This window comes from Acinetobacter sp. AKBS16 (genome assembly GCF_002899995.1).
GTDB lineage: Bacteria > Pseudomonadota > Gammaproteobacteria > Pseudomonadales > Moraxellaceae > Acinetobacter > Acinetobacter baumannii.
In genome coordinates, this window is sequence record NZ_POYH01000092.1 from 21082 (window position 1) to 24552 (window position 3471).

The 3471-nt window shown below is 40.0% G+C and carries 4 protein-coding genes; 2 read left to right on the top strand and 2 right to left on the bottom strand.

From position 1 onward, the window contains the following. Window positions 1–430: aminotransferase class V-fold PLP-dependent enzyme (locus tag C1642_RS17140; protein WP_146035347.1), on the top strand; the 430-nt coding region annotated here is incomplete at its 5' end. Between the two features lie 627 nt (window positions 431–1057). Here the strand turns inward: C1642_RS17140 and C1642_RS17145 are convergent. Then, window positions 1058–1696 carry a LysE family translocator gene (locus C1642_RS17145; RefSeq protein WP_103236640.1) on the bottom strand — a complete coding sequence of 213 codons (639 nt, stop codon included), beginning with the start codon at window positions 1694–1696 and terminating at the stop codon, window positions 1058–1060. Window positions 1697–1787: 91 nt separating this feature from the next. Here C1642_RS17145 and C1642_RS17150 point away from each other — a divergent pair, with 91 nt between their 5' ends. Continuing rightward, window positions 1788–2717: a LysR family transcriptional regulator gene (locus C1642_RS17150; RefSeq protein ID WP_021510696.1), complete on the top strand. Its 930-nt coding sequence runs from the start codon at window positions 1788–1790 to the stop codon at window positions 2715–2717. A gap of 48 nt (window positions 2718–2765) precedes the next feature. Here C1642_RS17150 and C1642_RS17155 read toward each other — a convergent pair. Further along, a partial coding sequence (locus C1642_RS17155; RefSeq protein ID WP_228153968.1) for a cysteine ABC transporter substrate-binding protein occupies window positions 2766–3471 on the bottom strand: 706 nt, incomplete at its 5' end.

The window sequence follows — 3471 nt, forward strand, 5'->3', positions numbered from 1 at the left end:
CCAACCTGCACCAAACAAGTTTGAAGCTGGAACTGGAAACATTGCCGATGCTGTTGGTTTAGGTGCTGCACTTGAATATGTAGAAAGTCTAGGCATTCATAACATTGCTCGCTATGAACATGATCTACTCGAATATGGTCAAAATGCGCTGAGTAGTGTGTCTGGTTTACGCCTGATCGGAACGGCACATCACAAAGCCAGTGTGATGTCCTTTACTTTACAAGGCTATTCAACTGAACAAGTCGGTAAAGCTTTAAATCAACATGGCATTGCCGTACGTTCTGGCCACCACTGTGCACAGCCAATTTTACGTCGTTTTGGTGTAGAACAGACCGTGCGTCCGTCTTTGGCTTTTTATAATACAACTGAAGAAATTGATTTATTGGTGTCGGTGTTACATCAACTAACGCGTAATCGACGTACGAGTTAAATTTATTAAAAAAGACTGCTTTCGAGCGGTCTTTTTTATAATTAATTTGCCATCATTAAAATTCAATTTTTCAATGAGGAAACTATTAAAACTCAAATAGTCTTAGCACCACATTTACTCGAGCAAAAGTCGTCTGCAACCTGCGTAGCATCAAAAAGATTCTGTTTCTGTGAAACACTAGTTAAATGAAATAAGTCGACAGGTTTTGCAGATGACAATGCTTTTGCTTACTTTGAGCGAAACCAAAGTAAGTCCAGCCGAAGGCGACTGAAGAAATTAAAACTTTAAGCGATAATACTCTGTCGTGCTATGCAATAGTTCGCAGATGACTTTAGGTTGAGCTAAAAATTATTAGTGGTTATCACGGCGGAGTCTTACCGTTTTTGTCTCCAAAGAAAGTAGCTAATTCCATTACTTTTTTAAAAAAGTAACCAAAAACTTTCTCATCCACAGAACCTGTTCTCTGTTTTCATTTTTCAAAAAATATTGCAAATACATTATCTTTATAAATTATGGGCAGGCTGTAGATGAAATTTAGCACTAGCAAATGCAAGTATGGGCTCCGTTGTGCTAGTCTAAAAACTTGCAGATGACTTTAACCTGAGGAAATATCAATAGATATCCAACTTAATTAAACAAACTCCAAATCAATCTCAACGCAATCCCAATCAACAACACTCCCATCACCCTTTCAAAATAAATCCCAAACTCCAAAAATCTTTTACGTACGATAGGCTGTGCAAACAGTACACTCACCACCATAAACCAGATGGCATTGACCATACACATCCAAACCCCATAAAAAACCTGAACTTTCATTGGTGTGGTCGTACTTACAATCGTCGTAAAAATTGCCAGAAAAAAGATAGTGGCTTTTGGGTTCAATGCATTAGTGAGAAAACCCATTGTAAAAGCTTTAAATAAACTCGACGTATCACTGCCTGCTTGGCCATTAATATCAATAGTGGTATTCGGCTGGCTACGTAAACACTGCCATCCTAAATACACTAAGTAAGCTGCCCCCGCTGTTCTGATCAGTGACATGAGCCATTCGCTTTGCTGAATCAAAAAGCCAATACCAACAAGTGTATAAAACACATGTACTGAAATTCCGACACCAATACCAATTGCAGTCAGACATCCAATCAAATAACCATAACGTACACTTTGTCTTACCGTAATCACAAAATCTGGTCCCGGTAAAATCACCGCCATAAAGTGAATAAGAGCTAGCGTTAAAAACTCATGCCCATACAACTGCCACATAACAATTTAGTTTCCTGAAAATCACTTAAAAGATTGTATTGCGATTTTTTAGACGCGATAATCCAGTCAAAATCCAAATAACTTTTGCCTCATGAGCACAAATCAAAGTCTGGTTCTGTTAAATGAAATGGCGACTTTCGTTAAGGTTGTCGAGTCGGAAAGCTTTTCTGAAACTGCACGCCAGCTTGGTACAACACCTTCTGCTGTGAGCCGCGCGATTGCTCGATTAGAACGTGCTTTAGGCACCCGCTTACTCTATCGAACTACGCGGAAACTTCGCTTAAGTGAAAGCGGACAACAGGTCTATCAACGTTGCTTAGATATGGTGAATGCTGCACAAGCAGTCATGGAAAGTTCGGGCCAATTTCATGTCGAACCCGAAGGTATTATTCGTATGAGTGTTCCGAAAGCTGTGGGACATTTTATGATTCATCCGCATTTACCCGAATTTTTAGGACGTTATCCAAAAATTGATATTCAAATGCTTTTAGAAGATCGCTATGTAGATCTCATTGATGATGGCGTCGATTTAGCGCTTCGAATTACAGAGCAACCACCGGGTGGCCTTATGGGTCGAAAGCTGATTGATATTGATCACTTGGTTTGTGCCACACCTGAGTATTTGTCCAAGCATGGCACACCGAACCATCCTCATGATTTAAAGCAGCATGAATGCATTTACTTGGGTGAACAAGCCAGTGACTCAAAGTGGAAATTTCAACAAGGAAATAAATCGATAAGTGTTGCCGTGCGTGGTCGTTATGCTGCAAATCATACGGGTGTGCGTTTGAGTGCTGCATTACAGCATTTAGGTATTGCGAGCTTGCCGTACTTCGTTGCACGCCATGCTCTACAACAAGGCACCTTAGTTCAGGTTTTACCAGACTGGGATTTTAAAACCTATTACAGTGGTGGGCTGTGGTTACTTTACCCACCGACACGGCATGTCCCACCTAAATTGAGTGTATTGATTCAATATTTGGCAGATAAATTAGCAGCAGAGCCGACTTTAAAAATCTAGTCGACTCCTAGCTCGAGCAAATCCTATCTAGAGTCCTCTTTGTTAGAATTACTCAACCAATAGATCTTTTGGATTAATCGTATCGCCATAAACTGGTTTTAACGTTTTTTCATAAGCCTGATGAATCACACCTTCTTTTGCCAGTTTCTCTAAGTCTTGGTTCAACCAGTCCAGTAACTCTTTATCGCCTTTTTTCACTGCTGGTGCAATTAAGTCCTGCTCACCTAAATTGGTAATGCCAACGGTGTAATTTGGATTTTCTTTAGCCCAAGCTAAAACCAGCAAGTTATCATGTGCAAGCGCAGCACCACGACCATCTTTTAAAGCATCAAAAGTTTCAGTGTTTTGCTCATACTTTTGTAGTTTAATTTCAGGATGAGTCTTGGTGAAGAATGAATCAGCCGTTGTACCTTTGTTTACCAACAAAGTTTTATCTTTCAGTTGAGCTACATCGGTAATCGGATGGCTTTTAGGAGAGACCACACCTAGTGCCACTTTTAGGTAAGGCTTAGCAAAATCGACCACCTCTTTACGTTCTGGGGTAACGGTAAAGTTTGCAAAAATAATATCTACTTTATTGGCTTTTAAATATTCGACACGGTTCGCAGCTTCAGTTAAAACAAACTCAACTTTGTTTTCATCACCGAGCAGATCTTTAGCGACATGCTTGGCAATCTCTACATCAAAGCCTTGGTTTTTACCTTGTGCATCTAAATATCCAAACGGCGGTTTATCACTAAATACGCCAATTCGT